Raw genomic sequence first — 22,754 nt, 5'->3', positions numbered from 1 at the left:
GGGATACTCACCGTGGCACGCAAGACTCCACTTAAGCGTTACCGCAACATCGGTATCTGTGCCCACGTCGACGCCGGTAAGACTACCACTACCGAGCGCGTCCTGTTCTACACCGGCCTGTCCCACAAGGTCGGCGAAGTCCACGATGGTGCTGCCACCATGGACTGGATGGAGCAGGAACAGGAACGTGGCATCACGATCACCTCTGCGGCGACCACCTGCTTCTGGCAGGGCATGAACAAGCAGTTCGACGAGCACCGTATCAACATCATCGATACTCCGGGGCACGTTGACTTCACTGTTGAAGTCGAGCGTTCACTGCGTGTTCTCGATGGCGCGGTCGTGGTGCTGTGTGGTTCTTCCGGTGTCCAGCCGCAGACAGAGACTGTCTGGCGTCAGGCCAACCGTTACGAAGTTCCGCGCATGATCTTCGTCAACAAGATGGACCGCGCTGGCGCGGACTTCTTCATGGTCGTCGAACAGGTGCGCAAGCGCCTGGGCGCGAACGCCGTGCCGATCCAGATCAACTGGGGCGCGGAAGACGAGTTCAAGGGCGTCATCGACCTGATCAAGATGAAGGCGATCGTCTGGGACGAAGACAATCACGGCATGAACTATGAGCTGATCGACATTCCGGCTGAGCTGCAAGACACAGCTGCCGAATGGCGTGAGCACATGCTCGAGTCTGCTGCTGAAGCGTCCGAAGAACTGATGGACAAGTACCTTGAAGAAGGCGACCTGACCGAGGAAGAAGTCAAGGCTGCGCTGCGTCAGCGTACCCTGGCCAACGAAATCTGCCTCGTGACCTGTGGTTCTGCCTTCAAGAACAAGGGTGTCCAGGCGGTTCTGGATGCGGTCATCGAATACATGCCGTCTCCGCTTGAAGTCAAGGCCATCGAAGGTGAGCTTGACGACAAGGACGGTACCATCGAGACCCGCGAAGCTGACGACAAGGCTCCGTTCGCGGCGCTGGCGTTCAAGATCGCGACCGACCCGTTCGTGGGTACCCTGACCTTCATCCGCGTCTACTCGGGCGTGCTGAAGTCTGGCGATGGCGTCTTCAACTCCGTCAAGAGCAAGAAGGAGCGTGTCGGTCGTATCGTCCAGATGCACTCCAACTCTCGTGAGGAGATCAAGGAAGTCTATGCTGGCGATATCGCCGCATGTATCGGTCTGAAAGACGTGACCACCGGGGATACCCTGTGTGATCCGGACAACAAGATCGTGCTTGAGCGCATGGAATTCCCTGAGCCGGTCATCTCCGTCGCCGTCGAGCCGAAGTCCAAGGCCGACCAGGAAAAGATGGGTGTCGCACTGGGCAAGCTGGCCCAGGAAGATCCGTCCTTCCGCGTCGAGACCGACGAAGAGTCTGGTCAGACCATCATCTCCGGTATGGGTGAGCTTCACCTGGACATCCTCGTTGACCGCATGCGTCGCGAGTTCAATGTCGAGGCGAACATCGGCAAGCCGCAGGTGGCTTACCGTGAGACCATCCGCACCAAGGTCGAGCAGGAAGGCAAGTTCGTTCGTCAGTCCGGTGGTCGTGGTCAGTTCGGTCACGTCTGGCTTCGCATTGAGCCTCTGACTGCAGAGGACAAGGGCGACGACGAAGAAATGACCTTCAAGTTCGAGTCCGAGATCGTCGGTGGTGCGGTTCCGAAGGAATACGTGCCGGCCGTCGAGAAGGGTGCCGCTGAGCAGCTCAAGAATGGTGTCATCGCCGGTTATCCGATGATCGACGTCAAGGTCACGCTGTTCGATGGTTCCTACCACGACGTCGACTCCAACGAGACCGCGTTCAAGGTTGCCTCTTCCATGGCGATCAAGGCCGGTGCCCCGAAAGCGGGTGCAGTGCTGCTTGAGCCGCTCATGAAAGTCGAAGTCGTCACGCCTGAAGATTTCATGGGTGACGTCATGGGCGACCTGAACCGTCGTCGTGGCCTCGTTCAGGGCATGGATGATTCTTCCACTGGCAAGATCATCAATGCACTGGTGCCGCTGGGTGAGATGTTCGGTTATGCGACCGACCTGCGCTCACAGACCCAGGGCCGCGCAAGCTACTCCATGGAGTTTGCGAAATACGACGAAGCGCCGAACAGCATCGTCGAAGCCGTCATCAACCAGAAGTAACCGATTAGCTAACGAAAGAGGTTATAGCAGTGGCTAAGGAAAAATTTGAGCGTTCGAAGCCGCACGTCAACGTCGGCACCATTGGTCACGTCGATCACGGCAAGACCACTCTGACTGCGGCACTGACTCGTGTCTCTGCAGAAGTTTTCGGTGGTGACGCGCGTGCGTTTGACTCCATCGATAACGCCCCGGAAGAGCGTGAGCGTGGTATCACCATCTCCACCGCTCACGTGGAATACCAGTCCGAAGTGCGTCACTACGCGCACGTCGACTGCCCGGGTCACGCTGACTACGTCAAGAACATGATCACCGGTGCTGCCCAGATGGACGGCGCTATCCTGGTCTGTTCCGCAGCTGACGGCCCCATGCCGCAGACTCGCGAGCACATCCTGCTGTCCCGTCAGGTCGGCGTTCCGTTCATCGTTGTCTTCCTGAACAAGGCTGACATGGTCGATGACGAAGAGCTGCTCGAGCTGGTCGAGATGGAAGTGCGCGAACTCCTGAGCGAGTACGACTTCCCGGGTGACGACACTCCGATCGTCATCGGTTCTGCTCTGATGGCTCTGGAAGGCAAGGACGACAACGGTATGGGTACTACCGCCGTTGCCAACCTGATCAAGGCCCTGGATGCGTACATCCCGGAGCCGGAGCGTGCTATCGACCAGCCGTTCCTGATGCCGATCGAAGACGTCTTCTCCATCTCTGGCCGTGGTACCGTCGTGACTGGCCGCATCGAGCGTGGTCTGGTCAAGACTGGCGAAGAGATCGAGATCATCGGCGTGCGTGACACCACCAAGACTACCGTTACCGGTGTCGAGATGTTCCGCAAGCTGTTGGACGAAGGTCGTGCTGGTGAGAACGTCGGCGCTCTGCTGCGTGGCACCAAGCGTGATGACGTCGAGCGTGGCCAGGTTCTGGCCAAGCCGGGCTCCATCAAGCCGCACACCAAGTTCGAAGCAGAAGTCTACGTTCTGTCCAAGGAAGAAGGCGGTCGTCACACTCCGTTCTTCAAGGGCTATCGTCCGCAGTTCTACTTCCGTACCACTGACATCACTGGTACCTGTGAGCTGCCGGAAGGCGTCGAGATGGTCATGCCGGGCGACAACGTCCAGATGGTCGTGTCTCTGATCGCTCCGATCGCCATGGAAGATGGTCTGCGCTTCGCTATCCGTGAAGGCGGTCGTACCGTCGGCGCTGGCGTCGTGGCCAAGATTGTCGAGTAAGGTTCTCCTTACCTGACACAGAAGGGGGCCCTGTTGGGCCCCCTTTTCTCGCATGTTTGACACCTGATGTCAGTCTGCCTATAATGCGCATCCTTTGAATGCGTGGGTGACGGCCTACGCCGTCGACATCCATTGGAGTTTTGGGCAATGCAAAACCAGAAGATTCGCATCCGGTTGAAAGCATTCGACCACCGTCTGATCGACCAGTCCTCTGCAGAGATCGTTGAAACTGCAAAGCGTACCGGTGCTCAGGTTCGTGGCCCGATCCCGCTGCCGACCCGTCGCGAGCGTTACACCATCCTGGTATCTCCGCACGTCAACAAGGACGCGCGTGACCAGTATGAGATTCGTACCCACAAGCGCGTTCTCGACATCGTCGAGCCGACAGAGAAGACTGTCGACGCGCTGATGAAGCTTGACCTGGCCGCCGGTGTGGACGTCCAGATCAAGGTTGACTGATACCTCACTAGTCACTGCGGCCCAGCGCTCTCAATGATGGAGCAGCAGCCGCCACGCCGGGATGGCGTCATACAATGTGCTAGTGGAATGCTCTGGAAAGGGCAGCCATAGCGGGTGACAGCCCCGTACACTAAAGGAGACTGAACATGTCTATCGGTTTAGTCGGTAAGAAGGCCGGGATGACCCGCGTCTTCACCGAAGCTGGCGCATCCGTGCCGGTTACCGTGATTGAAGTTGAGCCGAACCGCATCGTGACCATCAAGTCCGTCGAGACTGATGGCTACAATGCGATTCAGGTGACAACTGGTTCCCGCAAGGCCAAGCACCTCACCAAGGCAACTGCTGGTCAGTATGCCAAGGCAGGTGTTGAGGCTGGTCGTTCCCTGATGGAGTTCCGCCTGGAAGAAGGCGATGAAGCTCCTGCAGTGGGCGGCGAACTCACCGTATCCCTCTTTGAAGCTGGTCAGAAGATTGACGTGACTGGCACCTCCAAGGGTAAAGGTTTCCAGGGCGCAGTTAAGCGCTGGAACTTCCGCACCCAAGACGCTACCCACGGTAACTCACTGTCGCACCGCGCGCCGGGTTCCATCGGTAACTGTCAGACCCCGGGCCGCGTCTTCAAAGGTAAGAAGATGGCTGGCCAGATGGGCAACGTCCGTTCCACCGTCCAGAGCCTGGAAGTGGTCCGCGTCGACGCTGAGCGCAATCTTCTGTTGGTCAAGGGTGCCGTTCCAGGTGCTCCGGGCGGCGAAGTGATCGTGCGTTCCGCTGTGAAAGCTCGCTGAGGGGAATTAACCGATGAATCTTAATCTTGCAGGTGCAGGCGGCGCAGTAGACGTCTCCGATGCTACCTTTGGTAAGGACTTCAACGAGGCTCTGGTTCACCAGGTCGTCACCGCCTATCTGGCTGGTGCGCGTCAGGGTACCGTGGCTCAGAAGACCCGTTCTGACGTGTCCGGCGGTGGCAAGAAGCCGTGGCGTCAGAAAGGTACTGGCCGCGCTCGTGCCGGTACCATCCGTTCCCCGCTGTGGCGTTCTGGCGGTGTGACCTTTGCAGCGCGTCCGCAGGACCACTCGCACAAGGTCAACCGCAAGATGTATCGCGCTGCCATGCGTTCCATCCTGTCCGAGCTGGTCCGTCAGGATCGCCTGGTCGCGGTCGACGCAATCACTGTCGATGCTCCGAAGACCAAGCTGCTGATCGCCAAGCTCCAGGAACTGGGCCTTGAGAAAGCGCTGATCGTCACAGAAGAGCAGGACGTCAATCTGTACCTGGCTGCGCGCAACATCCCGTATGTTGACGTCGTCAATGTCGCTGGCGCTGACCCGGTCAGCCTCGTCGGTTACGACAAGGTGCTGATGACTGTCGCTGCCCTGCGCAAGTTCGAGGAGAACCTGGGATGAATCAGGAACGCGTATTCAAGGTCCTGCTTGGTCCTCACATGACCGAGAAGGCCGCGGTCGCTGCCGAGAACAACCAGTACGTGTTCAAGGTTGCCAGCGACGCGACAAAGCCCGAAATCAAGAAAGCCGTCGAAGAGCTGTTTGGCAAGAAAGTCGATCGTGTTCAGGTTCTGAACATGAAAGGCAAGACCAAGCGCACCGCTCGCGGTGTTGGTCGTCGCGCTGGTTATCGCAAGGCCTATGTAACTCTGGCCGCCGGCGAGACCATCGAAGACTTCTCTGGCGCCGAGTAAGGCAGGAGTACGGAACATGGCAATTGTTAAGACAAAACCTACCTCCGCCGGTCGCCGCCACCTGGTAAAAGTCGTCAATGACGAACTTTTCAAAGGTCGCGCGTACGCTCCGCTGCTTGAAAAGCAGTCAAAGTCCGGTGGTCGTAACAATAATGGTCGCATCACTACTCGCCACATCGGCGGTGGTCATCGTCACCATTACCGTCTGGTCGACTTCAAGCGCAACAAGGATGGCATTCCGGCCATCGTCGAGCGCCTGGAATACGATCCGAACCGTAGCGCGAACATCGCGCTGGTGAAGTACCTCGACGGCGAACGTCGCTACATCATTGCACCGAAAGGTGTCTCTGCTGGCGACCGTCTCGAGTCCGGTGTCAACGCACCGATCAAGAAAGGCAACGCTCTGCCGCTGCGCAATGTCCCGGTGGGTTCCACCGTTCACTGTGTAGAGCTGAAGCCGGGCAAGGGCGCTCAGATCGCTCGTAGTGCAGGTACCAGTGCCCAGGTCGTGGCACGTGACGGTAACTACACCACGCTGCGTCTGCGCTCTGGCGAGATGCGTAAGGTGCTGTCCGAATGCCGTGCAACACTCGGCGAAGTGGGCAACTCCGAGCACAGCCTCCGTCAACTGGGCAAGGCCGGTGCTAAGCGTTGGAGAGGCGTGCGCCCGACCGTTCGCGGTGTCGCGATGAACCCTGTCGATCACCCGCATGGTGGTGGTGAAGGTCGTACCTCTGGTGGCCGTCATCCGGTCAGCCCGTGGGGCGTCCCGACCAAGGGTCACAAGACTCGCAAGAACAAGCGCACCGATAAGCTTATCGTCCGTCGCCGCAAGGCCAAGTAACAGATATTGAGAGGTAACGGCTGTGCCACGTTCACTGAAGAAAGGTCCATTTATTGACCTTCATCTGCTGAAGAAGGTTGAGACAGCAGTGGAAAAGAACGACCGCAAACCGATCAAGACCTGGTCGCGTCGTTCCATGATCCTGCCGAACATGGTCGGGCTCACCATTGCCGTCCATAACGGTCGCCAGCATGTCCCGGTTCTCGTTTCTGAGGAAATGGTCGGTCACAAGCTCGGCGAGTTTGCTGCCACCCGCACATACCGCGGGCACGCTGCAGATAAAAAAGCCAAACGGTAAGCCAGAGAGGATTTAAGAGATGGAAGTAGCTGCTAAGCTGCGCGGCGCTCGTTTATCCGCCCAGAAGGCCCGTTTGGTGGCTGACCAGGTGCGCGGTAAGCCGGTCGCCGAGGCGCTGAATCTGCTCGCTTTCTCACCGAAGAAGGCCGCGAAGATTGTTCGCAAGGTTCTGCAGTCCGCGATCGCGAATGCGGAAGAAAACAACGGCATGGACATTGACGAGCTTCGCGTCTCGACTATCTGTGTCGACGAGGGCATGACGCTCAAGCGCATCCAGCCACGTGCCAAAGGCCGTGCGGATCGCATCTTGAAGCGCACTTGTCATATCACCGTCAAGGTAGCCGAGAAGTAGGAGACGACCAATGGGTCAGAAAGTTAATCCGACAGGTTTCCGACTGGGTATTGTCAAGGATCATACCTCTGTCTGGTACGCCGAAGGCGCTACCTATGCCGACAAACTGAACAACGATCTGCAGGTGCGTGGATTCCTGGAAGAGCGTCTGAAAAGCGCTTCCGTGAGCCGCATCAGCATCGAGCGTCCGGCAAACAACGCCCGTATTACCATTCACACTGCCCGTCCGGGTATCGTGATCGGTAAGAAAGGTGAAGATGTCGATCGCCTTCGTCGTGAAGTTTCCGAGATGATGGGCGTTCCCGTCCACATCAACATCGAGGAGATTCGCAAGCCGGAACTCGATGCCAAGCTGGTCGCTGCCAATGTGGCAGGTCAGCTCGAGCGTCGTGTCATGTTCCGTCGTGCGATGAAGCGTGCTGTGCAGAACGCAATGCGTCTGGGCGCCAAGGGCATCAAGATTCAGCTCTCCGGTCGTCTCGGCGGTGCCGAAATCGCCCGTACCGAATGGTACCGCGAAGGCCGCGTTCCGCTTCACACCCTGCGTGCTGACATTGATTACTCCACCTTCGAAGCTCACACCACCTACGGCATCATTGGTGTCAAGGTCTGGATCTTCAAAGGCGAGATCCTCGGTGGCATCGAAGAGGTGCGAGCCAAGGCGAAGCAGCCCGCGTCCGCACCCAAGAAGAAAGGCAAGTAAGGGGGTAATCGATGTTACAGCCCAAGCGTATGAAATTCCGCAAGATGCAGAAAGGTCGCAATCGTGGCCTGGCGCATCGCGGAAGCAAGGTAAGCTTTGGTGAGTTTGGCCTGAAAGCCACCGGCCGTGGTCGTATCACCGCTCGTCAGATCGAAGCTGGCCGTCGTGCCATCACTCGTCACGTCAAGCGTGGCGGTAAGATCTGGATCCGCGTCTTCCCAGACAAGCCGATTTCCAACAAGCCGTTGGAAGTTCGTATGGGTAAAGGTAAGGGTTCTGTCGAGTACTGGGTCGCACAGATCCAGCCCGGCAAGGTCCTTTACGAGATCGAAGGTGTATCCGAAGAGCTGGCCCGTGAAGCATTCAGTCTGGCCGCTATGAAGATGCCGATCTCCACCACCTTTGTTAAGCGGACGGTGATGTGATGAAAGCCCAAGAACTCCGTGAAAAGTCAGTCGAGGCGCTCCAGGAGCAGTTGTTCGAACTGCTGCGTGAGCAATTCAATCTGCGCATGCAGAAGGCTACCGGTCAGCTGAGCCAGGTTCACCTGCTCAAGCAGACTCGTCGCCAAATTGCTCAGGTTAAGACTGTGCTCAACCAGAAGTCAGGTGAGTAAAATGGCCGAAGAAACTAAAGCACGCACACTCACCGGCAAGGTGGTGAGTGACAAGATGGAAAAATCCATCGTTGTCATGGTCGAGCGCCGTGAGCGTCACCCGATCTATGGCAAGTACCTGAGACGCTCCACCAAGCTGCACGCCCATGATGAGGCGAATCAGGCTCGGATCGGTGACACCGTCTCTATCGCCGAGACTCGTCCGCTGTCCAAGAAGAAAGCCTGGACCCTGGTCGAGGTGGTTGAACAGGCCAAGGGTTGATCCCTAGGCCAGTTCCCACCAGGCAGTCAGATTAGGTTTGGAGAAAACCGATGATTCAGACTCAGACAATGCTGGATGTCGCCGACAACAGTGGCGCGCGCCGGGTGCAATGCATCAAGGTGCTGGGTGGTTCACACCGCCGTTACGCTCGTGTTGGAGACATCATCAAGGTCACCGTCAAAGAAGCTATCCCGCGTGGCAAGGTCAAGAAAGGCCAAGTCATGAAGGCAGTGGTCGTTCGTACCAAAGCCGGTGTCCGTCGTAATGACGGTTCCGTGATCCGCTTCGACGGTAATGCGGCCGTTCTGTTGAATAACACCAACGAACAGCCGATCGGTACCCGTATCTTCGGCCCGGTTACCCGTGAACTTCGCAGTGAGAAGTTCATGAAGATCATTTCCCTGGCGCCCGAAGTGCTGTAAGGAGCGGAAGCGGATATGCAAAAGATCAAACGTGACGATGAAGTCATCGTCATCGCCGGGAAGGACAAGGGCAAGCGCGGTACCATCAGCAAGGTGCTGAAAGGTGAGCGTCTGCTAGTGTCCGGTGTGAACATGATCAAGCGTCACACCAAGCCCAACCCGATGCTGGGCACCCAGGGGGGTATCGTCGAGCGCGAGGCTCCGATTCACGCGTCCAACGTGGCCATCTTCAACCAGGAGACCGGCAAGGCGGATCGTGTCGGTATCCAGGTTCAGGAAGACGGTACTAAGGTACGCATCTTTAAGTCGACTCAGAAGCTGATCGACGCCTAACGCGAGTCGGGTACAACATGGCGAACTTGAAAGAACGTTATCAGAACGAAGTGGCCGCCCAGCTTAAAGAGCAGTTCGGCTACGCCAACGTGATGCAGGTGCCGCGTATCACCAAGGTGACCCTGAACATGGGCATCGGTGAAGCCACCGCTGACAAGAAGCTGATCGACAACGCGTTTGCCGATCTCCAGATGCTGTCTGGTCAGAAGCCGATCATCACCAAGGCACGCAAGTCCATCGCTGGCTTCAAGGTCCGCGAAGGATGGCCGATCGGTGTCAAGGTGACCCTGCGCAGCGATCGTATGTGGGACTTCCTGGACCGTCTCGTGAACGTGGCTATCCCGCGCGTTCGTGACTTCCGCGGTCTGAACCCGAAGTCCTTCGATGGCCGTGGAAACTACTCCATGGGTGTGCGTGAGCAGATCATCTTCCCGGAGATCGAGTATGATAAGATCGACCGGATTCGTGGCCTGGACATCACCATCACCACTAGCGCCAACACCGATGATGAAGGTCGTGCGTTGCTGGGCGCGCTGAACTTCCCGTTCAAGAAATAAGGGTGGATCATGGCAAAGAAAAGCATGGTTGAGCGTGAGCTCAAGCGCACCAAGCTGGTCGCAAAGTACGCCGCCAAGCGCGACGCACTGAAGACCATCATCAATGACGTCAACGCTTCTGAAGAAGAGCGCTTCGACGCACAGCTGAAACTGCAGCAGCTGCCGCGTGATGCCAGCCCGGTCCGTCAGCGTAACCGCTGCCGTATCACTGGCCGTCCGCACGGCTACTACAACAAGTTCGGCCTGAGCCGCAACAAGCTGCGTGAAGCCGCTATGCGTGGTGACGTGCCTGGTCTGACCAAGTCCAGCTGGTAACACCACTGCAAGAATTCAGGAGCGCAACGTAAATGAGCATGCAAGACACTCTGGCGGATATGTTCACTCGTATCCGCAATGCGCAGATGGCCACCAAGGAGACGGTTACCATGCCGTCTTCCAAGCTCAAGGTTGAAGTGGCCCGCGTATTGAAGGAAGAGGGTTACATTTCCGAGTTTGCTGTCGCAGAAGGCGCGAAGCCGGAACTGACCGTGACCCTCAAGTACTTTGAAGGCAAGGCGGTTATCGAGAACATCAAGCGTGTTTCCAAGCCGTCCCTGCGCCAGTACAAAGGCAAGGGCGAGCTGCCGAAAGTCGCAGATGGCCTGGGTATTGCGATCGTTTCCACCTCCCGGGGCGTGATGACCGATCGTGCGGCCCGTCAAGCTGGTGTCGGCGGCGAAGTCCTCTGCACCGTATTCTAGGAGTTTGGAATGTCCCGCGTAGCCAAGTATCCGGTTAAATTGCCGAACGGCGTCGAGGCAAAACTCGATGGCGACAAGCTGACCGTGAAGGGCAGCAATGGCCAGCTGGAACTGACCGTCCACCAGGACGTGGTCATCAACCTGGAAGAAGGTCAGATGACCTTCGCCCCGGCTGAGACTGCCAAGAACTGGGCAATGGTTGGTACCACACGTGCTCTGGTCAACAACATGGTGTCTGGTGTTTCCGAAGGCTTCACCAAGTCTCTGGAAATCAATGGTGTGGGTTATCGTGCCCAGGCCAAAGGCCAGACAATCAACCTGACACTGGGCTTCTCACACCCGGTCGACTATGAACTGCCGGCAAGTGTTACGGCTGAAACGCCGAAGAACACTCAGATCGTCCTGAAATCTGCTGACAAGCAGGCTTTGGGTCAGGTCGCCGCAGAGATTCGCGCGTTCCGTCCGCCGGAGCCCTACAAGGGCAAAGGTATTCGGTACAGCGACGAAGTCGTCCGTCGTAAAGAAGCCAAGAAGAAGTAAGGCAGGGTTATGAACGCGAAGAAAGAATCTCGTCTCCGTCGTGCCCGCCGCGCTCGTGCGAAAATCCGCGAGCTGGGCGTGTTTCGCCTGTGCGTGAACCGCACCCCGCGTCACATCTACGCGCAGATCATCTCGCCGGATGGCGGCCAGGTCCTGGCCACCGCATCCACGCTCGACAAGAGCCTGCGCGAAGGTTCTACCGGTAACTCGGACTCCGCCGCCAAGGTGGGTGCTCTGATTGCCGAGCGCGCGAAGGAAGCGGGTATCAAGCAAGTGGCTTTCGATCGCTCCGGGTACAAGTACCACGGTCGCGTGAAGGCCCTGGCCGATGCCGCACGTGAAGGCGGCCTGGAATTCTAAAGGGTTTTACGATGGCGAATATCGAACAGAAGGGCGGTGACCTGCAAGAGAAGCTCGTGCAGATCAACCGCGTCGCCAAGGTAGTCAAGGGCGGCCGTATCTTCGGTTTCACCGCTCTGACTGTCGTTGGTGACGGCAATGGTCGTGTTGGCTTCGGTCGTGGCAAGGCGCGTGAAGTGCCGGTCGCGATCCAGAAGGCAATGGACCAAGCTCGTCGCAACATGATCAAGGTTGACCTGAAGGGCCACACCCTGCAGTACCCGGTGAAGGCTCGTCACGGCGCATCCAAGATCTACATGCAGCCAGCATCCGAAGGTACCGGCATCATTGCCGGCGGTGCGATGCGTTCCGTGCTCGAACTGGCAGGCGTCCATGACGTCCTGGCCAAGTGCTACGGTTCCACCAATCCGGTCAACGTGGTGCGCGCGACCATCAACGGTCTCGCTGCCATGAAATCTCCGGAAGACATCGCCGCCAAGCGTGGCCTGTCTGTCGACAAGATTGCGGGGTAAGGCACCATGGCAGCTAAGATCACGGTAACCCAGATCCGCAGCACCATCGGCGTCCTCGAAAAGCACAAGGCCACCATGAAAGGCCTTGGGCTGCGTCGCATCGGTCACACTGTCGAGCTGGAAGACACCCCCGCGGTACGCGGCATGATCAACAAGGTTCATTACCTTGTCCGTGTTGAGGGAGAGTAATCCATGAAATTGAATACCCTGAGTCCGGCCCCGGGCTCCAAGCACGCTGCAAAGCGTGTCGGTCGTGGTATCGGCTCCGGTCTTGGTAAGACCGGCGGTCGTGGCCACAAGGGCCAGAAGTCCCGTTCCGGTGGCAGCGTCAAGCCGGGCTTCGAAGGCGGTCAGATGCCTATGCAGCGTCGCCTGCCGAAGTTTGGTTTCACTTCCGCGAAATCTCTGGTTTCCGAAGAAGTGCGCCTGAGCGAGCTGGCACTGGTAGACGGTGATATCGTCGACCTCGAAACGCTGAAGAAGGCCAACGTGCTTCGTGATTCCACGAAGTTCGCGAAGGTCATGCTCTCCGGCGAACTGGACAAGGCAGTCACGGTCCGCGGCATCAAGGTCACCAAGGGTGCCCGTGCTGCGATCGAAGCTGCCGGTGGCAAGGTAGAGGACTAAATGGCTAAGTCAGGAAACGTACCGGCGATGCAGGGAAGTGGGTTGAGCGAACTCTGGGCGCGTTTGCGCTTCGTGTTCATCGCCATCGTGGTGTACCGAATCGGTGCACACATCCCCGTTCCCGGTATCAATCCTGACCAGCTTGCTGCCTTGTTCAGGGAAAACCAGGGCACCATCCTGAGCATGTTCAACATGTTCTCCGGTGGTGCACTGGAGCGAATGAGTATCTTCGCGTTGGGCATCATGCCCTACATATCCGCGTCGATCATCATGCAGCTCCTGACGGTGGTCTCGCCTCAGCTAGAGCAGTTGAAGAAGGAAGGTGAGGCCGGTCGTCGCAAGATCAGCCAGTACACGCGCTACGGCACGGTCGTACTGGCCCTGGTCCAATCGATCGGCATGGCAGTCGGACTGGTCGGAAACGGTGTCGCCTATTCCGCTGACTTCAGCTTCTACTTCACCGCCGTGAGTACGTTCGTGGCTGGTGCAGTGTTCCTGATGTGGCTGGGAGAGCAGATCACCGAGAAGGGTATCGGCAACGGGATCTCACTGATCATCTTTGCTGGTATTGTCGCCGGGCTGCCGAGTGCCATCGGCCAGTCTTTCGAACTGGCGCGCAATGATGGTGCCTGGAATGTGCTTCCGCTGCTGGCGCTGACGCTGCTCGCAGTCGTTACCGTTGCCTTTGTGGTGTTCATCGAACGCGGTCAACGCCGCATCACGGTGAACTATCCGCGCCGTCAGGTGGGCAACAAGATGTATGCCGGTCAGAGCAGCTACTTGCCGATGAAGGTCAACATGGCCGGGGTCATCCCGCCGATCTTCGCGTCAAGCATCCTGCTGTTCCCTGCATCGATGGGCCAATGGTTTGGCCAGAGTGAAAGCATGCAATGGTTGCAGACGGCTTCTCAGGCTCTCGGGCCGGGCCAGCCACTGTACATCTTGCTTTTCGCTGCCGCTGTAGTATTCTTCTGCTTCTTCTACACGGCGCTGGTCTTCAATCCCAAGGATGTTGCTGACAACCTCAAGAAGTCAGGAGCTTTCCTGCCGGGGATTCGCCCAGGCGAACAGACGGCCCGTTACATCGATAAGGTGATGACTCGCCTGACGCTGTTCGGCGCCCTCTACATCACCCTCGTCTCCCTGATGCCGCAATTCCTCGTTGTCGCCTGGCAGGTTCCGTTCTATTTCGGCGGTACCTCTCTGCTCATCGTGGTTGTGGTGGTCATGGACTTCATGGCCCAGGTGCAGTCGTATCTGATGTCAAATCAGTATGCGTCGGTGATGAAGAAGGCCAACCTCAAAGGCTATGGCAGCGGTGGCATGATGCGCTGATTGCGCAGCCCCTGTTAGCAAACTGGAGAGAACGATGAAAGTTCGAGCTTCCGTCAAGAAAATTTGCCGTAACTGCAAGATCATTCGGCGTCGTGGCGCAGTGCGGGTCATCTGCACTGAGCCGCGCCACAAGCAGCGTCAGGGTTAATCCCTCGACCCCGCTTAGCTGAATACAAGCTCGGGTGCTGGCATACCCCCTTGTTCCCAACGGGATCAAGGGGTATGCTATTGCGCCCTTTGTGGATGTAAAATCCGCCGCTAACCTTTCGGAGAAAACTGATGGCCCGTATTGCTGGCGTCAATATCCCGGACAACAAGCACGCGGCGATCTCGCTGACTTATATCTTCGGGATTGGCCGTACGCGTGCACAGCAGATCTGCGCCGCTCTCGGTTTAGAACCGAGCGTCAAGATCGCTGATCTGTCTGTTGAACAACTGGACCTGGTTCGTGCCGAGGTGGGTAAGTACACCGTCGAAGGCGACCTGCGTCGTGAGATCACGCTGAACATCAAGCGTCTCATGGACCTCGGTTGCTATCGTGGCCTGCGCCATCGTCGTGGTCTTCCGTTGCGCGGTCAGCGCACCAAGACCAACGCACGTACACGCAAAGGTCCGCGTAAACCGATTCGCAAGTAAACGAACTGGCGTTTAGACAGGAAACATCTAATGGCTAACCCGAGTAAGCGCAAGAAGGTTAAAAAGCAGGTAGTGGATGCCATCGCGCATATCCATGCCTCTTTTAACAACACTATCGTGACGATCACAGACCGCCAGGGCAATGCTCTCTCCTGGGCAACTGCCGGTGGTTCGGGTTTTCGTGGTTCTCGCAAGAGCACCCCGTTCGCTGCGCAAGTCGCAAGTGAACGTGCAGCGACCGCTGCAGCCGAATATGGTGTGAAGAACGTCGACGTGCTGGTCAAGGGCCCGGGTCCGGGTCGTGAGTCCGCCGTGCGTGCTCTCAATGCCGCAGGCTTCCGCGTGCAAAGCATCACCGACGTGACCCCCATCCCGCATAATGGGTGCCGTCCGCCGAAGAAACGCCGCGTTTAAGGAGACAGACTCATGGCTCGTTATATTGGACCGAAGTGCAAACTGTCTCGTCGTGAAGGCACCGACCTCTTCCTGAAGAGTGGCGTGACTCCGTTCGAGAAGAAGTGCAAATCCGAACAACCCCCGGGTGTTCATGGCCAGCGCCGTCAACGTCTTTCAGACTACGGCCTGCAGTTGCGTGAAAAGCAGAAGGTTCGTCGCATGTACGGCGTTCTGGAAAAGCAATTCCGCAATTACTACAAAGAAGCCGCTCGCGTGAAAGGCGCGACTGGTGAGGTTCTGCTCCAGCTCCTCGAGGCTCGCCTCGACAACGTCGTCTACCGCATGGGCTTCGGCTCCACGCGTTCCGAGGCACGTCAGCTGGTCAGCCACAAGGCGATCGCCGTGAACGGCCGTACCGTCAACGTCGCTTCCTTCAATGTGAAGGCCGGTGATGTGGTTACCGTTCGTGAGAAGGCCAAGAACCAGGCTCGCATCCAGCAGTCTCTGGCACTCGCTGCCAACCGCGGTGATGTCTCCTGGGTCGACGTCGACTCCAAGAAGATGGAAGGCACTTTCAAGGCTGTCCCCGAGCGTGGCGACCTGTCTGCCGATATCAACGAAAACCTGATCGTCGAGCTGTACTCCAAGTAATGTGATGCCGGGCTGATTCGTCGGCCCGGCTGGAGTACCCAGATTATCCGTTTGGCAGCCTTAAAGGTGTTCTTATGCAGCGCTCAGTGACAGAGTTTCTCCGTCCTCGCGATATCAAGGTCGAGGAAGTCAGCGCCCATCATGCGCGGATCGTCCTCGAGCCCTTCGAGCGTGGTTTCGGCCACACCCTGGGGAATGCTCTGCGTCGCATCCTGCTGTCTTCCATGCCCGGCTGTGCCGTCGTGGAAGCTGAGATCGAAGGCGTTCTGCACGAGTACAGCGCCATTGAAGGGGTACAGGAGGATGTCATCGAAATCCTGCTGAACCTCAAGGACGTGGCCATCAAGATGCATGGTCGCGACGAAGCTGTGCTGGCGCTGAACAAGAAGGGCCCGGGCATCGTGACTGCTGGCGACATCGCCGGTGACCATGATCTCGAAATCGTGAATCCGGATCACGTCATCGCTCACCTGAATGATGGTGGCGAGCTGAAGATGCAACTCAAGATCGCTCGTGGCCGCGGCTACGAACCGGCTGACGCGCGTCTCTCTGCAGATGACGAATCACGTGCCATTGGCCGTCTCCAGCTGGATGCGACCTTCACGCCGGTTCGCCGGGTCTCCTATGCTGTCGAGGCGGCGCGTGTTGAACAGCGCACCAACCTTGACAAGCTGGTGATTGACCTGGAAACCGACGGCACGCTGGATCCGGAAGAAGCGATCCGCCGCTCCGCAACCATCTTGCAGGAGCAGCTGGCCGCCTTCGTTGATCTGGAAGCAGACAAGGAACAGGAAGTCGAAGAAGAGGAAGATCAAATCGATCCGATCCTTCTCCGTCCCGTAGACGATCTTGAGCTGACCGTTCGCAGTGCGAACTGTCTCAAGGCCGAGAATATCTATTACATCGGTGATCTCATTCAGCGCACCGAAGTTGAGCTGCTGAAGACCCCGAATCTCGGCAAGAAGTCCTTGAATGAAATCAAGGACGTGCTGTCCGCGCGTGGTCTGTCCCTCGGCATGCGGTTGGAAAACTGGCCGCCCGCAAGCCTGAAGGACGACAAGGCTTCCGCTTAAGGAAGCCCGGTCGGCTCAAGCCCCAGACTGGTAAGGAATCACAACCATGCGTCATCGTAAGAGTGGTCGTCACCTGAACCGTACCAGCTCTCACCGTGAAGCCATGTTCAAGAACATGTGCATCTCTCTGGTAGAGCACGAAGTCATCAAGACTACCCTGCCGAAAGCCAAGGAACTGCGTCGTCATATCGAGCCGCTGATCACCCTGGCCAAGCAGGATTCCGTTGCGAACCGTCGTTTGGCGTTCTCTCGTACCGGTTCCAAGGAAGCGGTCGGCAAGCTCTTCAATGAGCTCGGCCCGCGCTACACCACCCGTCCGGGCGGTTACCTGCGCATCCTGAAGTGTGGCTATCGTGCCGGTGACAATGCCCCGATGGCATTCGTCGAGCTGGTCGATCGTCCGGCTGCCTCCGAGGCAGCGGGCGAAGAGTAAGCTTCGGCTTGCTTCGTCCACAAGAAAAGGCCAACCCTTCGGGGTTGGCCTTTTTTTATGCCTGATAGACAGGCCTGTCGGTTGGGCAGCTCATGCGGCCAGGCGTCATGGGCAAGCCCTGATTCGTCACGTTCCGCAAGGAAACGGTACGAAGGAGTCAGGGGTGTCGCTGGGGCACCTGACGAAGGTCAGTTGCTGGTTTCTGCCTTCTTCTTGCTGCCGGGCTTCCCGCCATTGGACGGCTTGCTGTCCGCTGACGTGTCTTGAGCGCCTGTCTTGGCGTTGGAGGCTCTTTGGCGCTTCAGCAGCGGTGCCAGGAAGCGACCGGTATGCGAGACCTCCTGCGTTGCCAGTTGCTCCGGTGTCCCCTCGGCGATGATCTGGCCCCCGCCTGAGCCGCCTTCCGGCCCCAGATCGATCAACCAGTCAGCGGTCTTGATCACATCCAGGTTGTGCTCGATGACGACGACGGTGTTGCCGTGATCGCGCAGGCGGTGCAGGACCACCAGCAGTTGTCGGATATCCTCGAAGTGCAGGCCGGTGGTCGGTTCATCGAGGATGTAGAGCGTCTTGCCAGTATCGCGCTTGGCCAGCTCGCGCGCCAGCTTGACGCGTTGGGCTTCCCCGCCGGAGAGCGTGGTCGCGCTCTGGCCGAGGCGGACATAGGACAGGCCGACATCCATCAGTGTCTGCAGTCGACGCGCGATGGCGGGTACTGGCGAGAAGAACTCCAGTGCCTCCTCGATGGTCATCTCCAGCACTTCATGGATGTTCTTGCCCTTGTACTGGACTTCGAGCGTCTCACGGTTGTAGCGCTTGCCCTTGCAGACATCGCAGGGCACGTACATGTCAGGCAGGAAGTGCATCTCGACCTTGATCAGGCCGTCGCCCTGACAGGCTTCGCAGCGCCCACCCTTGACGTTGAAGCTGAAGCGGCCCGGCTTGTAGCCGCGCGCGCGCGCTTCCTGGGTCCCGGAGAACAGCTCGCGGATCGGCGTGAAGATCCCGGTATAGGTGGCGGGGTTGGAGCGAGGTGTACGCCCGATGGGACTTTGATCGATGTCCACCATCTTGTCGAACAGATCCAGCCCCTCGATCTTGCCGTAGGGCGCCGGGGTCAGCGTGGTCGCACGATTGAGCTCACGGGCGGCCAGCGGCATCAGCGTGGCGTTGATCAGTGTCGACTTGCCTGAGCCGGAGACGCCGGTGATGCAGGTCAGCAGGCCTGTCGGCAGCGTTAGCGTCACATTCTGCAGGTTGTTGCCGGTGGCACCTGTCAGGCGCAGCACCTTTTCGGGATTGGCGGGCAGGCGATAGGGCGGCACGGCGATCTCACGCTCGCCACTCAGGTACTGTCCGGTCAATGAGCCGGGCGTCGCCTCGATCTGCGCCGGGGTGCCCTGGGCGACGATCTCGCCGCCGTGCACGCCGGCGCCGGGGCCGATATCGAGCACGTGGTCCGCGGCGCGGATGGCATCTTCATCATGCTCGACCACGATCACGGTGTTGCCCAGATCACGCAGGTGAATCAGTGTCTTGAGCAGGCGGTCATTGTCACGCTGATGCAGGCCGATGGAGGGCTCATCGAGGATGTACATCACGCCGACCAAGCCGGCGCCGATCTGGCTGGCAAGACGGATGCGCTGTGCCTCACCCCCGGAAAGGGTGTCGGCGCTGCGCTCCAGCGTCAGATAGTCGAGGCCGACATTGACGAGGAACTCGAGGCGCGCCTGGATCTCGTTGACGATCTTGGCAGCGATCTCGCCCTTGCGCCCGGGCAGGCTCAGCTTGCCGAACTCTTCCCACGCTTCGCCGATCGGCTGGCGCACGACCTCGGCGAGGGTGCGATTGTCGACGTAGACATTGCGTGCCTCGCGGCGCAGACGCGAGCCATCGCAGCTCGGGCAGGGTTGAACGGCCAGATAGCGGGCGAGATCCTCGCGCACCATGTTGGATTCGGTCTCACGGTAGCGCCGCTCCATGTTGGGCAGTACGCCCTCGAAGGGATGTTCGCGCGTCACCTTGCGGCCGCGGTCATTGACGTAGCTGAACGCGATATCCTCACGTCCGCTGCCATTGAGCACGGCATCACGCGCTTCATCACTGAGTGATTCCCAGGCGGCTTCCAGAGCGAAACCATAGTGCTCGGCGACGGCCTGCAGCTGGCTGAAGTAATAGACGCTGCGACGGTCCCAGCCCTTGATGACGCCTTCGGCCAGCGACAGCTCCGGATGGCTGATCAGCTTCTCCGGGTCGAAGTATTGCTTCACGCCGAGACCGTCACAGGTCGGGCAGGCGCCAGCCGGGTTGTTGAAGGAGAACAGGCGTGGTTCCAGCTCGGCCAGGGCATAGCCACACACCGGGCAGGCGAAGCGCGAGGAGAACACCAGGTCTTCCTGTTCGCCGTCCATGAAGTGCAGCCGTGCGCTGCCATCGGCCAGGTTCAGTGCGGTCTCGAAGGACTCGGCCAGACGCTGCTTGAGGTCCTCGCGCACCTTGAAGCGATCGACGACGACGTCGATATCATGCTTCTTGTTCTTCTCCAGCGGCTTGAGGTCATCCAGCTCGACGATGAGGCCATCGATACGCGCGCGGACGAAGCCCTGGGCGCGCAGCTCGGAAAGCAGTTGCAGGTGCTCGCCCTTGCGCCCGCTGACTACCGGTGCCAGTAGCATCAGCTTGCTGCCCTCGGGCAGGGCCAGCGCCTGATCGACCATCTGCGAGATGGTCTGGGCTTCCAGATCGATGTCGTGGTCCGGGCAACGCGGCGTACCGGCGCGAGCGTACAGAAGGCGCAGGTAGTCGTAGATCTCGGTAATGGTACCGACGGTGGAGCGGGGGTTGTGCGATGTCGATTTCTGTTCGATGGAAATCGCCGGTGACAGACCCTCGATGTGGTCGATGTCCGGTTTTTCCATCATCGACAGAAACTGGCGAGCATAGGTGGACAGTGATTCGACGTAGCGCCGCTGTCCCTCGGCATAGAGTGTGTCAAAGGCAAGTGACGACTTGCCGGAACCGGAGAGCCCGGTCACCACGATCAGCTTGTCACGCGGCAGTTCGACATCGATGTTCTTGAGGTTGTGGGTGCGCGCACCCCTGACCTGAATCCTGTCCATTGCCACCTCGGGCTGCGTCGATAAAAGCAACGATTATAAGGCGCGGGCGAAACGCCCGGCAAAGGCTGCATGCTTTCAAAGCCGACAGGCGAGCCTTAGAATGTGCAGTCCATCGGTGATCAGCACCCATGGAGTCTACTCTCTGGCGACCCGCGTGGTCGGCCTCCCTTTCTTGACTGTCCTGCTCCGGAGCCCGCCGCCATCCATGAAGACCTCTCGACTGCTAGCGCCGGAACGTCGCGCCATCGTCGGCCTTGCCAGCCTGTATGCCACCCGCATGCTCGGGCTGTTCATGGTGTTGCCGGTGCTGGCGCTCTACACCCGTGATCTGGCTGGCGCGACGCCGACGCTGGTCGGCGTCGCGTTGGGCGGGTATGGCCTGACCCAGGCACTGTTGCAGATCCCCTTCGGCTGGTTGTCCGATCGCCTCGGGCGCAAGGCCGTGATCGGCTTCGGACTCGGGCTGTTCATCCTTGGCTCGTTGGTCGCGGCAAATGCCGACAGCATCGAGATGATTATCCTTGGTCGTTGCCTGCAGGGCAGCGGTGCCGTGGCAGGTGCGATCATGGCGCTGCTGGCCGATCAGACGCGAGAGGAGGTGCGCACGATGGCGATGGCCTCCATCGGCATGTCGATCGGCGTCGCCTTCGCGCTGGCGATGGTCGCGGGACCCCTGACCGCGGATGCATTCGGACTTTCGGGCGTCTTCTGGCTGACGGCCATCATGGCCGTGGCGAGCGTGTTCGTACTCTGGAAACTGGTGCCTGCCGCACCCAGGCGTCAGCATCAAGATGTGGGGCTTGATCGTCGCCAGCTCAAGGGCATTCTTGCGAATTCCGCATTGTTGCGCATGGATGTGTCGATCTTTGCGCTGCACATGATCCTCACGGCCTGTTTCGTGGCCATTCCGCAGCAGCTGGTCAACTTCGGCATCGCGCCCGCCCATCATGGCTGGGTCTATCTGCCCTTGATGGGCCTGGCGTTTGTCGCCATGCTTCCGCTGGTCATCGTGGCCGAGAAGTACCGCCGCATGAAGCCGGTCTTCCTGGGCGCCGTGGCGACCATCGCGACAAGCCTGTTGCTGCTGGGGGTGGATGGCATCGAGCACGCAGGTCTCGTGCCCTTCCTTGGCCTGCTGTGGCTGTTCTTCGTGGCCTTCAATCTGCTGGAAGCCACCTTGCCGTCGATGATCTCCAAGCTGGCGCCGGCCGGTGCCAAGGGCACCGCGATGGGGGTGTATTCGACCAGCCAGTTCCTCGGTGCCTTCGTGGGGGGTGTCGGCGGCGGCTGGCTGACGGGCCATTTCGGGCTGAGTGGCGTCTTCTTCGGCATGGGGTTGCTGGCGCTGCTGTGGCTGGCTGTGGTCTGGAACATGCAGCCGCCGCGACATCTTGGCAGTGAAGTGGTCGGCCTGTCGCCAGAAGCCGCGAGGCTTCCGGCCGTCGAGTTGCAGACGCGCCTGCTGGCCATTGCCGGCGTGGAAGAAGCTCTGGTCGTGCGTGAGGAACAGGTCGCCTATCTGAAGGTCACACGCGATACACTGGATGACAAGGCGCTGGCGACTTTCACTCGTCAGCGTGATGGCGAAACTCCGGCAGGTGCCGAGGCACCTGCCAGCTGAACCCTGACACTGGCAGATCACTGTCAGTGCACTCGATACCTTCGCCGGTGCCTGATGTGCACCGGTCTATTTTCAGGAGTAATCTTCATGGCTCGCGGCGTAAACAAGGTCATTCTGATTGGTAATCTCGGTCAGGATCCGGAAGTCCGTTTCACTCCGTCCGGTAGTGCGGTGTGCAACCTCAACCTCGCCACCACGGATACCTGGAATGACCGTCAGAGCGGTCAGCGTCAGGAACGTACCGAATGGCACCGTGTGGTGATGTTCAACAAGCTGGCGGAAATCGCTCAGCAATACGTCAAGAAAGGCTCTCGCCTCTATATCGAAGGTCGTCTGCAGACGCGCAAGTGGCAGGATCAGAACGGCAACGACCGCTACAGCACCGAAATCGTCGCCAATGACATGCAGATGCTGGATACCCGTGGTGAAGGCGGCGGCGGTGGCGGCTTCAGTGGCGGCGGTCGTCCCCAGCAGGCACCTCAGCAAGGTGGTCAGTATGGTGGTCAGCAGCAGGCCGCGGCAGCTCCGCAGCAGGGTGGCCAGTTCGGCGGCCAGCCGCCGGCACCGCAGCAGGGTGGCAACTTCGGTGGTCAGCCGCCGGCCCCGCACACTCCGCCTCCGGCTCAGCAGCCCGCTCACCAGCCTCCTCAGCAGAACTCGCAGAACAACAATTTCGGCGCGCCGCCGGCTGGCAGCTTTGACGATTTCGATGATGAGATTCCGTTCTGATCATCAGCTCCATGGTCATCCATATTGCCTCGAACCCCCGCTCTGCGGGGGTTTTTCGTTTCTGGAGGCAAAGGAAACCTCTCGAG

General features: G+C 59.0%; 33 protein-coding genes. 32 read left to right on the top strand and 1 reads right to left on the bottom strand.

Going from position 1 to position 22,754, the window contains the following annotated elements; genetic code table 11:
• Nucleotides 1–12 precede the first annotated feature (12 nt).
• The 30 genes from fusA (at nucleotide 13) to rplQ (ending at nucleotide 17,199) form a co-directional block, all read left to right on the top strand.
• Nucleotides 13–2,130 (top strand): elongation factor G, encoded by a 2,118-nt coding sequence (fusA, locus tag PJK54_RS16600; RefSeq protein ID WP_065392571.1) that lies wholly within the window; start codon nucleotides 13–15, stop codon nucleotides 2,128–2,130.
• A 29-nt stretch (nucleotides 2,131–2,159) separates the two neighbouring features.
• On the top strand, nucleotides 2,160–3,353 hold the full coding sequence (gene tuf / locus PJK54_RS16595) for an elongation factor Tu (RefSeq protein ID WP_065392570.1): 1,194 nt from the start codon (nucleotides 2,160–2,162) through the stop codon (nucleotides 3,351–3,353).
• Nucleotides 3,354–3,500: 147 nt separating this feature from the next.
• Entirely contained in the window at nucleotides 3,501–3,812 is a 312-nt protein-coding gene (gene rpsJ / locus PJK54_RS16590; RefSeq protein ID WP_024950650.1) for a 30S ribosomal protein S10, read from the top strand.
• A gap of 146 nt (nucleotides 3,813–3,958) precedes the next feature.
• A complete protein-coding gene (gene rplC / locus PJK54_RS16585; RefSeq protein WP_065392569.1) occupies nucleotides 3,959–4,597 on the top strand; it encodes a 50S ribosomal protein L3 in 639 nt (212 codons plus the stop codon).
• Between the two features lie 13 nt (nucleotides 4,598–4,610).
• Nucleotides 4,611–5,216: a 50S ribosomal protein L4 gene (gene rplD, locus PJK54_RS16580; protein WP_065392568.1), complete on the top strand. Its 606-nt coding sequence runs from the start codon at nucleotides 4,611–4,613 to the stop codon at nucleotides 5,214–5,216.
• Complete coding sequence (rplW, locus tag PJK54_RS16575; RefSeq protein ID WP_065392567.1) at nucleotides 5,213–5,509, top strand: 50S ribosomal protein L23; 297 nt, start codon at nucleotides 5,213–5,215, stop codon at nucleotides 5,507–5,509. Before rplD ends, rplW begins: the two co-directional genes overlap by 4 nt.
• A gap of 16 nt (nucleotides 5,510–5,525) precedes the next feature.
• Nucleotides 5,526–6,353: a 50S ribosomal protein L2 gene (gene rplB, locus PJK54_RS16570; RefSeq protein ID WP_043334862.1), complete on the top strand. Its 828-nt coding sequence runs from the start codon at nucleotides 5,526–5,528 to the stop codon at nucleotides 6,351–6,353.
• A gap of 22 nt (nucleotides 6,354–6,375) precedes the next feature.
• Nucleotides 6,376–6,651, top strand: a complete 276-nt coding sequence (rpsS, locus tag PJK54_RS16565) for a 30S ribosomal protein S19 (protein ID WP_024950655.1) — start codon at nucleotides 6,376–6,378, stop codon at nucleotides 6,649–6,651.
• A 19-nt stretch (nucleotides 6,652–6,670) separates the two neighbouring features.
• A complete protein-coding gene (rplV, locus tag PJK54_RS16560; RefSeq protein ID WP_043334859.1) occupies nucleotides 6,671–7,003 on the top strand; it encodes a 50S ribosomal protein L22 in 333 nt (110 codons plus the stop codon).
• Nucleotides 7,004–7,013: 10 nt separating this feature from the next.
• On the top strand, nucleotides 7,014–7,706 hold the full coding sequence (gene rpsC, locus PJK54_RS16555; protein ID WP_043334856.1) for a 30S ribosomal protein S3: 693 nt from the start codon (nucleotides 7,014–7,016) through the stop codon (nucleotides 7,704–7,706).
• Between the two features lie 11 nt (nucleotides 7,707–7,717).
• Nucleotides 7,718–8,131 carry a 50S ribosomal protein L16 gene (rplP, locus tag PJK54_RS16550; protein ID WP_043334854.1) on the top strand — a complete coding sequence of 138 codons (414 nt, stop codon included), beginning with the start codon at nucleotides 7,718–7,720 and terminating at the stop codon, nucleotides 8,129–8,131.
• Nucleotides 8,131–8,322 carry a 50S ribosomal protein L29 gene (gene rpmC, locus PJK54_RS16545; protein ID WP_024950659.1) on the top strand — a complete coding sequence of 64 codons (192 nt, stop codon included), beginning with the start codon at nucleotides 8,131–8,133 and terminating at the stop codon, nucleotides 8,320–8,322. The genes rplP and rpmC overlap by 1 nt, the downstream gene beginning before the upstream one ends.
• A gap of 1 nt (nucleotide 8,323) precedes the next feature.
• A complete protein-coding gene (rpsQ, locus tag PJK54_RS16540) occupies nucleotides 8,324–8,584 on the top strand; it encodes a 30S ribosomal protein S17 (RefSeq protein ID WP_043334852.1) in 261 nt (86 codons plus the stop codon).
• Between the two features lie 50 nt (nucleotides 8,585–8,634).
• The gene (gene rplN, locus PJK54_RS16535; RefSeq protein ID WP_043334850.1) at nucleotides 8,635–9,006 is read left to right on the top strand and encodes a 50S ribosomal protein L14; all 372 of its coding nucleotides are present in this window, start codon (nucleotides 8,635–8,637) and stop codon (nucleotides 9,004–9,006) included.
• Between the two features lie 15 nt (nucleotides 9,007–9,021).
• Complete coding sequence (gene rplX / locus PJK54_RS16530) at nucleotides 9,022–9,339, top strand: 50S ribosomal protein L24 (RefSeq protein WP_043334846.1); 318 nt, start codon at nucleotides 9,022–9,024, stop codon at nucleotides 9,337–9,339.
• A gap of 17 nt (nucleotides 9,340–9,356) precedes the next feature.
• Nucleotides 9,357–9,896: a 50S ribosomal protein L5 gene (rplE, locus tag PJK54_RS16525; protein WP_065392566.1), complete on the top strand. Its 540-nt coding sequence runs from the start codon at nucleotides 9,357–9,359 to the stop codon at nucleotides 9,894–9,896.
• A gap of 9 nt (nucleotides 9,897–9,905) precedes the next feature.
• A complete protein-coding gene (gene rpsN, locus PJK54_RS16520) occupies nucleotides 9,906–10,211 on the top strand; it encodes a 30S ribosomal protein S14 (protein ID WP_043334842.1) in 306 nt (101 codons plus the stop codon).
• A 32-nt stretch (nucleotides 10,212–10,243) separates the two neighbouring features.
• Nucleotides 10,244–10,636, top strand: coding sequence for a 30S ribosomal protein S8 (gene rpsH / locus PJK54_RS16515; protein ID WP_065392565.1), 393 nt, complete (start codon nucleotides 10,244–10,246; stop codon nucleotides 10,634–10,636).
• Between the two features lie 9 nt (nucleotides 10,637–10,645).
• Nucleotides 10,646–11,176 (top strand): 50S ribosomal protein L6, encoded by a 531-nt coding sequence (gene rplF / locus PJK54_RS16510; RefSeq protein WP_065392564.1) that lies wholly within the window; start codon nucleotides 10,646–10,648, stop codon nucleotides 11,174–11,176.
• 9 nt (nucleotides 11,177–11,185) lie between these two features.
• Nucleotides 11,186–11,536, top strand: coding sequence for a 50S ribosomal protein L18 (rplR, locus tag PJK54_RS16505; protein WP_024950667.1), 351 nt, complete (start codon nucleotides 11,186–11,188; stop codon nucleotides 11,534–11,536).
• A gap of 11 nt (nucleotides 11,537–11,547) precedes the next feature.
• Nucleotides 11,548–12,048 carry a 30S ribosomal protein S5 gene (gene rpsE, locus PJK54_RS16500; protein WP_054556902.1) on the top strand — a complete coding sequence of 167 codons (501 nt, stop codon included), beginning with the start codon at nucleotides 11,548–11,550 and terminating at the stop codon, nucleotides 12,046–12,048.
• Between the two features lie 6 nt (nucleotides 12,049–12,054).
• A complete protein-coding gene (gene rpmD, locus PJK54_RS16495) occupies nucleotides 12,055–12,237 on the top strand; it encodes a 50S ribosomal protein L30 (protein WP_024950669.1) in 183 nt (60 codons plus the stop codon).
• Nucleotides 12,238–12,240: 3 nt separating this feature from the next.
• Nucleotides 12,241–12,675, top strand: a complete 435-nt coding sequence (gene rplO / locus PJK54_RS16490; RefSeq protein ID WP_065392563.1) for a 50S ribosomal protein L15 — start codon at nucleotides 12,241–12,243, stop codon at nucleotides 12,673–12,675.
• On the top strand, nucleotides 12,676–14,010 hold the full coding sequence (gene secY / locus PJK54_RS16485; protein WP_271303383.1) for a preprotein translocase subunit SecY: 1,335 nt from the start codon (nucleotides 12,676–12,678) through the stop codon (nucleotides 14,008–14,010). It abuts the gene before it with no gap.
• Nucleotides 14,011–14,044: 34 nt separating this feature from the next.
• Complete coding sequence (gene rpmJ, locus PJK54_RS16480; RefSeq protein WP_077373351.1) at nucleotides 14,045–14,158, top strand: 50S ribosomal protein L36; 114 nt, start codon at nucleotides 14,045–14,047, stop codon at nucleotides 14,156–14,158.
• Nucleotides 14,159–14,289: 131 nt separating this feature from the next.
• Nucleotides 14,290–14,646 (top strand): 30S ribosomal protein S13, encoded by a 357-nt coding sequence (gene rpsM / locus PJK54_RS16475; RefSeq protein ID WP_024950672.1) that lies wholly within the window; start codon nucleotides 14,290–14,292, stop codon nucleotides 14,644–14,646.
• 30 nt (nucleotides 14,647–14,676) lie between these two features.
• Nucleotides 14,677–15,060 (top strand): 30S ribosomal protein S11, encoded by a 384-nt coding sequence (gene rpsK, locus PJK54_RS16470; RefSeq protein WP_043334827.1) that lies wholly within the window; start codon nucleotides 14,677–14,679, stop codon nucleotides 15,058–15,060.
• A gap of 12 nt (nucleotides 15,061–15,072) precedes the next feature.
• On the top strand, nucleotides 15,073–15,693 hold the full coding sequence (gene rpsD, locus PJK54_RS16465) for a 30S ribosomal protein S4 (protein WP_065392561.1): 621 nt from the start codon (nucleotides 15,073–15,075) through the stop codon (nucleotides 15,691–15,693).
• Nucleotides 15,694–15,767: 74 nt separating this feature from the next.
• Nucleotides 15,768–16,766 carry a DNA-directed RNA polymerase subunit alpha gene (locus PJK54_RS16460; RefSeq protein ID WP_065392560.1) on the top strand — a complete coding sequence of 333 codons (999 nt, stop codon included), beginning with the start codon at nucleotides 15,768–15,770 and terminating at the stop codon, nucleotides 16,764–16,766.
• Nucleotides 16,767–16,812: 46 nt separating this feature from the next.
• On the top strand, nucleotides 16,813–17,199 hold the full coding sequence (gene rplQ / locus PJK54_RS16455) for a 50S ribosomal protein L17 (RefSeq protein ID WP_065392559.1): 387 nt from the start codon (nucleotides 16,813–16,815) through the stop codon (nucleotides 17,197–17,199).
• A gap of 188 nt (nucleotides 17,200–17,387) precedes the next feature.
• Here the strand turns inward: rplQ and uvrA are convergent, their stop codons facing one another.
• Nucleotides 17,388–20,318, bottom strand: coding sequence for an excinuclease ABC subunit UvrA (uvrA, locus tag PJK54_RS16450; RefSeq protein WP_136939721.1), 2,931 nt, complete (start codon nucleotides 20,316–20,318; stop codon nucleotides 17,388–17,390).
• A gap of 205 nt (nucleotides 20,319–20,523) precedes the next feature.
• Between uvrA and PJK54_RS16445 the strand changes: the two genes are divergently transcribed.
• Complete coding sequence (locus tag PJK54_RS16445; RefSeq protein WP_084207746.1) at nucleotides 20,524–21,939, top strand: MFS transporter; 1,416 nt, start codon at nucleotides 20,524–20,526, stop codon at nucleotides 21,937–21,939.
• An 87-nt stretch (nucleotides 21,940–22,026) separates the two neighbouring features.
• Nucleotides 22,027–22,668 (top strand): single-stranded DNA-binding protein, encoded by a 642-nt coding sequence (locus PJK54_RS16440; protein ID WP_077373360.1) that lies wholly within the window; start codon nucleotides 22,027–22,029, stop codon nucleotides 22,666–22,668.
• The last annotated feature ends 86 nt before the right edge of the window (nucleotides 22,669–22,754 follow it).

It is taken from the genome of Cobetia sp. MMG027, from assembly GCF_027947415.1.
In the GTDB taxonomy this organism is placed as follows: domain Bacteria; phylum Pseudomonadota; class Gammaproteobacteria; order Pseudomonadales; family Halomonadaceae; genus Cobetia; species Cobetia marina.
Note: the sequence above shows the minus strand (reverse complement) of the source record. Positions and strands in the feature narration are given on the sequence as shown.

What these genes read in the sequence shown, in the direction of transcription:
- rpsJ (WP_024950650.1), top strand. Translation starts at nt 3,501, where the DNA reads ATGCAAAACCAGAAGATTCGCATCCGGTTGAAAGCATTCGACCACCGT.
- rplC (WP_065392569.1), top strand. Translation starts at nt 3,959, where the DNA reads ATGTCTATCGGTTTAGTCGGTAAGAAGGCCGGGATGACCCGCGTCTTC.
- rplD (WP_065392568.1), top strand. Translation starts at nt 4,611, where the DNA reads ATGAATCTTAATCTTGCAGGTGCAGGCGGCGCAGTAGACGTCTCCGAT.
- rplW (WP_065392567.1), top strand. Translation starts at nt 5,213, where the DNA reads ATGAATCAGGAACGCGTATTCAAGGTCCTGCTTGGTCCTCACATGACC.
- rplB (WP_043334862.1), top strand. Translation starts at nt 5,526, where the DNA reads ATGGCAATTGTTAAGACAAAACCTACCTCCGCCGGTCGCCGCCACCTG.
- rplV (WP_043334859.1), top strand. Translation starts at nt 6,671, where the DNA reads ATGGAAGTAGCTGCTAAGCTGCGCGGCGCTCGTTTATCCGCCCAGAAG.
- rpsC (WP_043334856.1), top strand. Translation starts at nt 7,014, where the DNA reads ATGGGTCAGAAAGTTAATCCGACAGGTTTCCGACTGGGTATTGTCAAG.
- rplP (WP_043334854.1), top strand. Translation starts at nt 7,718, where the DNA reads ATGTTACAGCCCAAGCGTATGAAATTCCGCAAGATGCAGAAAGGTCGC.
- rpmC (WP_024950659.1), top strand. Translation starts at nt 8,131, where the DNA reads ATGAAAGCCCAAGAACTCCGTGAAAAGTCAGTCGAGGCGCTCCAGGAG.
- rpsQ (WP_043334852.1), top strand. Translation starts at nt 8,324, where the DNA reads ATGGCCGAAGAAACTAAAGCACGCACACTCACCGGCAAGGTGGTGAGT.
- rplN (WP_043334850.1), top strand. Translation starts at nt 8,635, where the DNA reads ATGATTCAGACTCAGACAATGCTGGATGTCGCCGACAACAGTGGCGCG.
- rplX (WP_043334846.1), top strand. Translation starts at nt 9,022, where the DNA reads ATGCAAAAGATCAAACGTGACGATGAAGTCATCGTCATCGCCGGGAAG.
- rplE (WP_065392566.1), top strand. Translation starts at nt 9,357, where the DNA reads ATGGCGAACTTGAAAGAACGTTATCAGAACGAAGTGGCCGCCCAGCTT.
- rpsN (WP_043334842.1), top strand. Translation starts at nt 9,906, where the DNA reads ATGGCAAAGAAAAGCATGGTTGAGCGTGAGCTCAAGCGCACCAAGCTG.
- rpsH (WP_065392565.1), top strand. Translation starts at nt 10,244, where the DNA reads ATGAGCATGCAAGACACTCTGGCGGATATGTTCACTCGTATCCGCAAT.
- rplF (WP_065392564.1), top strand. Translation starts at nt 10,646, where the DNA reads ATGTCCCGCGTAGCCAAGTATCCGGTTAAATTGCCGAACGGCGTCGAG.
- rplR (WP_024950667.1), top strand. Translation starts at nt 11,186, where the DNA reads ATGAACGCGAAGAAAGAATCTCGTCTCCGTCGTGCCCGCCGCGCTCGT.
- rpsE (WP_054556902.1), top strand. Translation starts at nt 11,548, where the DNA reads ATGGCGAATATCGAACAGAAGGGCGGTGACCTGCAAGAGAAGCTCGTG.
- rpmD (WP_024950669.1), top strand. Translation starts at nt 12,055, where the DNA reads ATGGCAGCTAAGATCACGGTAACCCAGATCCGCAGCACCATCGGCGTC.
- rplO (WP_065392563.1), top strand. Translation starts at nt 12,241, where the DNA reads ATGAAATTGAATACCCTGAGTCCGGCCCCGGGCTCCAAGCACGCTGCA.
- secY (WP_271303383.1), top strand. Translation starts at nt 12,676, where the DNA reads ATGGCTAAGTCAGGAAACGTACCGGCGATGCAGGGAAGTGGGTTGAGC.
- rpmJ (WP_077373351.1), top strand. Translation starts at nt 14,045, where the DNA reads ATGAAAGTTCGAGCTTCCGTCAAGAAAATTTGCCGTAACTGCAAGATC.
- rpsM (WP_024950672.1), top strand. Translation starts at nt 14,290, where the DNA reads ATGGCCCGTATTGCTGGCGTCAATATCCCGGACAACAAGCACGCGGCG.
- rpsK (WP_043334827.1), top strand. Translation starts at nt 14,677, where the DNA reads ATGGCTAACCCGAGTAAGCGCAAGAAGGTTAAAAAGCAGGTAGTGGAT.
- rpsD (WP_065392561.1), top strand. Translation starts at nt 15,073, where the DNA reads ATGGCTCGTTATATTGGACCGAAGTGCAAACTGTCTCGTCGTGAAGGC.
- PJK54_RS16460 (WP_065392560.1), top strand. Translation starts at nt 15,768, where the DNA reads ATGCAGCGCTCAGTGACAGAGTTTCTCCGTCCTCGCGATATCAAGGTC.
- rplQ (WP_065392559.1), top strand. Translation starts at nt 16,813, where the DNA reads ATGCGTCATCGTAAGAGTGGTCGTCACCTGAACCGTACCAGCTCTCAC.
- uvrA (WP_136939721.1), bottom strand. Translation starts at nt 20,318, where the DNA reads ATGGACAGGATTCAGGTCAGGGGTGCGCGCACCCACAACCTCAAGAAC.
- PJK54_RS16445 (WP_084207746.1), top strand. Translation starts at nt 20,524, where the DNA reads ATGAAGACCTCTCGACTGCTAGCGCCGGAACGTCGCGCCATCGTCGGC.
- PJK54_RS16440 (WP_077373360.1), top strand. Translation starts at nt 22,027, where the DNA reads ATGGCTCGCGGCGTAAACAAGGTCATTCTGATTGGTAATCTCGGTCAG.